This window comes from Dyella sp. 01N36, from assembly GCF_056399745.1.
Genome location: NZ_JBFTRY010000194.1, coordinates 1 through 6,202, shown reverse-complemented (window position 1 = coordinate 6,202; position 6,202 = coordinate 1). Strand labels below are relative to the sequence as shown.

General features: G+C 65.5%; 9 protein-coding genes. 4 read left to right on the top strand and 5 right to left on the bottom strand.

Features of this window, described 5'->3' with window-relative positions:
* From AC1DMG_RS18735 to AC1DMG_RS18720, 4 genes are all read left to right on the top strand, one after another.
* Nucleotides 1–297: AAA family ATPase (locus tag AC1DMG_RS18735; protein WP_477180889.1), on the top strand; the 297-nt coding region annotated here is incomplete at its 5' end.
* Nucleotides 297–1,253 (top strand): DUF58 domain-containing protein, encoded by a 957-nt coding sequence (locus AC1DMG_RS18730; protein ID WP_441604047.1) that lies wholly within the window; start codon nucleotides 297–299, stop codon nucleotides 1,251–1,253. The genes AC1DMG_RS18735 and AC1DMG_RS18730, both read left to right, overlap by 1 nt.
* Nucleotides 1,253–3,220, top strand: a complete 1,968-nt coding sequence (locus AC1DMG_RS18725) for a transglutaminase TgpA family protein (RefSeq protein ID WP_477180888.1) — start codon at nucleotides 1,253–1,255, stop codon at nucleotides 3,218–3,220. The genes AC1DMG_RS18730 and AC1DMG_RS18725 overlap by 1 nt, the downstream gene beginning before the upstream one ends.
* Before the next feature lie 47 nt (nucleotides 3,221–3,267).
* On the top strand, nucleotides 3,268–3,885 hold the full coding sequence (locus tag AC1DMG_RS18720) for a Slp family lipoprotein (protein WP_441604045.1): 618 nt from the start codon (nucleotides 3,268–3,270) through the stop codon (nucleotides 3,883–3,885).
* Nucleotides 3,886–3,946: 61 nt separating this feature from the next.
* On the opposite strand, the gene AC1DMG_RS18715 is transcribed toward AC1DMG_RS18720, so the two are convergent.
* From AC1DMG_RS18715 to AC1DMG_RS18695, 5 genes are all read right to left on the bottom strand, one after another.
* Complete coding sequence (locus AC1DMG_RS18715) at nucleotides 3,947–4,291, bottom strand: histidine triad nucleotide-binding protein (protein WP_477175994.1); 345 nt, start codon at nucleotides 4,289–4,291, stop codon at nucleotides 3,947–3,949.
* A 17-nt stretch (nucleotides 4,292–4,308) separates the two neighbouring features.
* Nucleotides 4,309–4,716 carry a GNAT family N-acetyltransferase gene (locus AC1DMG_RS18710; protein ID WP_477175995.1) on the bottom strand — a complete coding sequence of 136 codons (408 nt, stop codon included), beginning with the start codon at nucleotides 4,714–4,716 and terminating at the stop codon, nucleotides 4,309–4,311.
* A 3-nt stretch (nucleotides 4,717–4,719) separates the two neighbouring features.
* Entirely contained in the window at nucleotides 4,720–5,313 is a 594-nt protein-coding gene (gene recR, locus AC1DMG_RS18705) for a recombination mediator RecR (RefSeq protein ID WP_441604042.1), read from the bottom strand.
* A gap of 134 nt (nucleotides 5,314–5,447) precedes the next feature.
* Entirely contained in the window at nucleotides 5,448–5,771 is a 324-nt protein-coding gene (locus AC1DMG_RS18700; protein WP_477180887.1) for a YbaB/EbfC family nucleoid-associated protein, read from the bottom strand.
* Nucleotides 5,772–5,791: 20 nt separating this feature from the next.
* A partial coding sequence (locus tag AC1DMG_RS18695; protein WP_477180886.1) for a DNA polymerase III subunit gamma/tau C-terminal domain-containing protein occupies nucleotides 5,792–6,202 on the bottom strand: 411 nt, incomplete at its 5' end.

Sequence of the window (6,202 nt, the reverse complement as noted above, 5' to 3'; positions counted from 1 at the left end):
CTGGCGCGGCGAGCGCAATCGGTGACGGCGAGCGCCGCACTGCTGGATTACCTGCAGGCCTTGCTGGCCGCCAGCAGGCGTCATGCGGACGTTCGCGTCGGCCTGTCGCCGCGCGCCGGCCTGGCGCTGCTGAGCGCCGCACGCGCGTGGGCCATGCTGAGCGGCCGCCAGCATGTATTGCCGGAGGACATCCAGGCGCTGTTCGTACCGCTGGCGGCCCATCGCCTGGTCACCACCCGGGGCGCGAGCGGCGACAGCCTCGCGCGCAGCCTGCTTGCCGACGTCGCGGTGGATTAATGCTCGCCGCGATTCGTCGCGTCCAGACCTGGGCAGAACGACGCCTGCCCGCACTCACTCGCTACAAGCGCCCCGAATCCCTGCCGATCGTGCTGCATCGGCGGCGCGTCTACATCGTGCCGACCGCCTTTGGCGCTGCCTTTACGGTGCTCCTGCTGATCATGCTGGTGGGTGCGTTGAACTACACCAACAACGCCGCACTGATGCTCACCTGTCTGCTCGGCTCGGCCACCTCGGCAAGCATGCTGATTGCGTTTCGCAGCCTTGATGGACTGAAGCTCACCGGCATCCGGCAAGGCCAGGCGATCGCGGGCGAGCCCATGGCGATCACCCTGGTGTTCAGCGGCAGCGGCCACGCGCATACCTCGGTACACGCGGACATGAACGGCCAGGCCGAAGCCTTTGCCGTCGAGGCACACGGCGAAACCCTGGTCTCCCTGCAGCTGGATACCCGGCGTCGTGGCTGGCGCCCCATGCCGCGCATCAAACTGTGGAGCAACTGGCCGCTCGGGCTGTTCCATGCCTGGAGCTGGATTCATCCCGAGCAGTCCGTGCTGGTGTGGCCGCACCCTGAAACCGGCGGCCCACCGCCGCTGTTGCCCGGTGATGCCAGCAAGCAGCAACGCCTGCATCAGGGCGAGGATATTGCGGCCTTGCGCGCCTATCGCGCCGGCGATCCCCAGCGGCATATCTCGTGGAAGCACAGCGCACGCCACGACAGCTTGCTGGTGAAGGATTTCGAGCAACCCGAGGCGCAGGAGGAGTGGCATCTGGACTGGCGCCAGCTCGCCCAGCTCAGTCCCGAAGCACGCATCGAACGCCTGGCCCGCTGGCTGGGCGAAGCGGAGACGGTGGGACGGCCCACCAGTTTGTGGCTGCCCATCGAAGACATCGGCCTGGGGCATGGCCGCAGCCACTACAGCCACTGCATGAATGCGTTGGCCCGGATGCCGTGATGCGTCTTTCCCTGTTCCGGCACAAACACCAGGCGCCGCTGGAGCGACGCCCGTTCGACCTGTTGTGCATCACCGTCACCGTGGTGCTCGGCGTACATGCTCCTCACCTGCCGGCGTGGTTCACGCTCGCGCTGGCAGTGATGCTTGGACTGCGCTGGTGGCAACGCCGCCAGCGACCGGGACGCGCGCCGGCCTATCTGAAACTGTCGCTGCTGGCGCTGCTGACCGCGGCGGTAATCTCCCAATACAGCACCTTGTTCGGGCGCGAGCCTGGTGCGGCGCTGGTGGCGGGCCTGCTGGTGCTCAAGCTGTTCGAAACGGAGACACCTCGTGACGCGCGCGTCGGTGCGGCGTTCTCCTGTTTTGCATTGATGACGGCGCTGCTGTTCGATCAAGGCATGGTGGCCACGGTGCTGGTGGCGCTAGGTTTGCTGCCCGCCTTGGCTACGCTGCGCGCACTGCAGCCCGCACGGCCGGCAAGCAGTCTTCCGCGCGAACTGCTGCCCGCGCTCAAACTGCTGGCCGCATCGTTGCCGCTGGCCTTGCTGGCCTTTGTCTTCGTTCCGCGCCTGAGTTCGCCGTTATGGGGAGCCCCCGGTAGCACGCAGGGCCGCACTGGCCTGAGTGCTGACATGTCGCCCGGGGACTTCGCCGCACTGTTCGAGGATGAGCGACCCGCCATGCGCGTGGCCTTCGCCGGTACGCCGCCGCCCAATCAGCAGCGCTACTTCCGTGCGTATGTGCTGTGGAATTACGACGGTCGCACCTGGAACGGCAGCGAGCGCAACGGCAGTCCGGCAACCGTCGAACACGGCCCAGTCACCCAGTACACCGTGACCTTGGAAGCGACCGGTCAACGCGTGTTGCCTGCGCTCGACGTGCCGCTGGAAGCGCCGGCCCAGGCAAGCATGAGCGCGGACCGCGAAATGCGTGCCGATCGTCCGGTCAACGATCCCCTCGTCTACTCGCTGCGCTCGGCGCCCAGCTACCGCATGCAGGGGCAGCTCAGCGAACGCGATCGGCGACGCGCCCTGCAACTGCCGCCGGGTTTCGATCCGCAGGCGCGGGCACTGGGGCAACGATGGCGCAGCCAATACGGCAGCAACGATGCCGCGATCGTCCAGGCCGCGATGACGCTGTTCCATGACGGCGGCTTCAGTTACACGCTGACGCCCACCCCGCTGGGACACAACACGGTCGATGATTTCCTGTTCGGCACGCACGAAGGATTCTGCGAGCACTATGCCTCGTCCTTCGTGGTGCTGATGCGTGCGGCCGGCATTCCCGCCCGGGTCGTCACCGGTTACCAGGGCGGCTACTGGAACAGCATGGGCAACTACCTGCTGGTGCGCCAAGCCGATGCCCACGCATGGRGCGAAGTCTGGCTGCCCGAGCGTGGCTGGGTACGCATGGATCCCACCGCTGCCGTGCGTCCGGAACGCGTGAGCCAGGGGTCCGCGGCAGCCAATGCCACGGCAGCTGACTGGGCACCCAACCAGTGGTGGCTGTCATGGCGCAACCGTTGGGACATCGTCAACCAGTGGTGGAACCAAGGCGTTATCGGCTTTGACACGCTGCGGCAGCGCGGCCTGCTGACGCCGTTCGGTGTGCAGGACACCAACGTCGGCATGCTGGGTTTGTTGCTCGCCATCGGCGGTTCGCTATTTGCTGTAGGCGGTTTGCTATGGGCCATGTGGCAACGTCCGGAAGCGGATCGAGCACATACAAGCATGCGGTTGTTGGAGAAACGACTGGCCGCGGCGGGCGTGACCCGTCGCCACAGCGAAGGACCGCAGCACTACTTCAGCCGCGCCGCGCGGGCCCTCCCCAGCCAACGCGACCAGCTGGAACACTTGAAGAGGACGTATCTGGAACTGCGTTACGCGCACGACGAACCGCCAGCTGACTTGCTTAAAAACTTTCGACAGGCTGCGCGGGACTTTCGACCGCGTCGCGTGGTCAAATGATATTGAACCGTGGATGCGCCGCATCCACCACACGATGGAGAAGCGTCATGTCCATGTACAAGCCGTTGATTCTCGCGACCGCCGTGGCCACGCTGGCGGCCTGCGCAACGGTGCCGCAACCGCTGCAGGGCACGTTCACCCAGGTCAACTCCGTTGCCGCCCAGCAGGAAGGCAATGGCGCCGCTGGCGCCCAGGTTCGCTGGGGCGGCCAGATCATCGAGACCAAACCCGGTCCGCAGGAAACCTGCTTCTACGTACTGCAGCGCCCGCTGGATGACCAGGCCCGCCCGGAATCGGCGAGCACGGACGGCCAAACGCAGGGCCGCTTCGTAGCGTGCCGAGCCGGTTTCTACGATCCGGAAGTGTTTACCGCTGGTCGCGACATCACCGTCACCGGCGTCATCCAGGGCACGATGTCGGAGAAGATCGGCGAGTACAACTACGCCTATCCGCGCATCGAAGCCAACGTGGTGTACCTGTGGCCCAAGCGCGTGATCGTGAACTACGGCCCGGGCTATTACGACCCGTTCTGGGGTCCCTACTGGGGTCCGGGCTGGGGCCCGTGGGGTGGCTGGGGTGGTTATTACGGCGGTTACGGTGGTTACTACGGCGGCTACTACCGCACGCGCGTGATCGTGCGTCCGCCTCCGCCGCCGCACCACTGATCGCGTCCAGAGAAAACGCCGGCGCAAGCCGGCGTTTTTTTGTGCCCGCAACCGCGCAGGTTCAGCCCGGCGGCCAATGCATCCGACGTCCGCCCAGCAGGTGCACGTGCAGATGGAACACCGTCTGGCCGCCATGCTCGTTGCAATTGATCACTGTGCGATAGCCCTCATCGGCCAGGCCCTCGCGACGCGCATACGCGGCGGCAGCCAGCAGCAGTTTTCCCAGCAGTTCCGCATCGGCCGCCGTGGCGCCATCGAGCGTGGCGATCGGCTTCTTGGGCACGAACAGCACATGCACCGGCGCCTGCGGATTGAGATCGCGGAATGCCAGCACGTCATCGTCCTCATAGACGATATCGGCGGGAATTTCACGACGGATGATCTTGCCGAAGATGGTGTCGCCCATGACTGGTTCCTTAGCTTTTATGACAGCCGCAACAGCATACCCTGTGCGCCTGGCGCCACCAGCTTGAATCCGAACTTGGCGTAAAGCTCGTGCGCCGTGCCATCAGCGATGAGGGCCACCATGGTGCGCAGCGGAGCGCGCGCATGCACTTCATCCATCAGCGCCTGCATGATGCGTCGCCCCAGGCCTTGGCCCTGCCACGCCGGCGCTACCGCGATATCGACCACGAACAGGAACAGGCCGCCATCGCCCACGACGCGCCCCATGCCGATCAGCTCGCCCTCGTGGCGCACGCACACCGAGCACCAGCTGGCCGGTAGACCGATCGCCGCACCTTCTTCGGACATCATGCTCAGGCCGGCTGCGCTGCGCAGCGCCCGGTATTCCTGGTTGCCGGGAATCTCCAGGCTGAGCGTGGGCGTCATCGCTCAATCCAGCTGCTGGCGACTGCCGAAAGCGTGGGCCAGCGTGCCGCGATCGACGTACTCCAGCTCGCCACCCAGCGGCACGCCATGGGCCAGTCGCGTCGGCCGCACGTTTGCCGCACGCGCAAGCTGCGCCAGATAGTGCGCGGTGGCTTCGCCTTCGACGGTGGGATTGGTAGCGATGATCAGCTCTTCGATCTCGCCTTCGCCCAGGCGTTCGGCCAGGCGATCCAGACCGAGCTCTTCGGGACCCAGGCCGTCGAGCGGCGACAAACGACCCAACAGCACAAAGTACTGCCCGCGATAGCCGGTAGCCTGCTCGATGGCGGCCAACTCGGTGGGCGACTCCACCACGCACAACACCTGGCGATCGCGGCTGCTGCTGGAGCACAGATTGCACACCGGCGTCTCGCTGAAATTGCGGCAGCGCGAGCAGTTGCCGATCTCACGCATGGCCTGTTCCATCACCTGGGCCAGACGCTGGCCACGTTCGCGGTCGCGCTCCAGCAAATGGAAGGCCATACGCTGCGCACTCTTGCCGCCCACGCCAGGCAGGCAACGCAGCGCTTCGATGAGATCGGTGAGTAGCTTGCTCATGATTCCAAAGTCATTGTGGGAGCGCACCTTGTGCGCGACCGCGGCGATGATGCGCAAAACCAGTAATCGGCTTTCGCGACAGCATCCCAGCTCCGTAGGCTGTCGCGCACAGAGTGCGCTCCCACAGAAGAGCGTTAGAACGGCATCTTGAAGCCGGGCGGCAGATTCATGCCCGAGGTCACGCCACCGAGCTTGTTCTTGCTGACATCCGCCACCTTGTTCACCGCGTCGTTGATCGCCGCAGCGACCAGGTCTTCGGCCATTTCCGGATCATCGGCAAACAGCTTGCGGTCGATCTGTACGCGGCGCACCTCGTGCACGCCCGTCATCAGCACGGTGACCAGGCCACCGCCGGCGCTGCCGGTGACTTCGAGCTTGGCGATCTCTTCCTGCGCACGMTTCATTTCTTCCTGCATGCGCTGGGCCTGCTGCATCAGCTGACCGATCTGTCCTCTCATGGGTAACTCCGCTATCTCGTTCAGTGTTCAAACGGCTTGATCGACTGTGGCACCACTCGCGCGCCGAATTCGCGCTTGAGCGACTGCACCAGGGGATCTTCCTCGATGGCCTGCTCGGCAGCCGACTGGGCTGCGACGCGGGCGGTGGCGGCGCGTGCCGCAGGGGTCTGGCCGGCGGCGCCGTGTTCTTCGACGAAACGCAGCTTGATGCGTTCGCCCAGCGCCTGGCCGACGCGATCTTCCATCTGGCCAATCATCGGCTCGACGGCAAGATGCATATGCATGGGCTGCAAGGCCAGCACCAGGGTGTGGCCCTCGCGGTCGCGCAGCACGGCATTCTGGGCAAGCTGCCCCAGCGGTCCGCGCAGGTTGGCCTGTTCGATCAGGCTTTCCCAATGCGGCAATCCGCGTGCATCGACGGCCACCGGGGC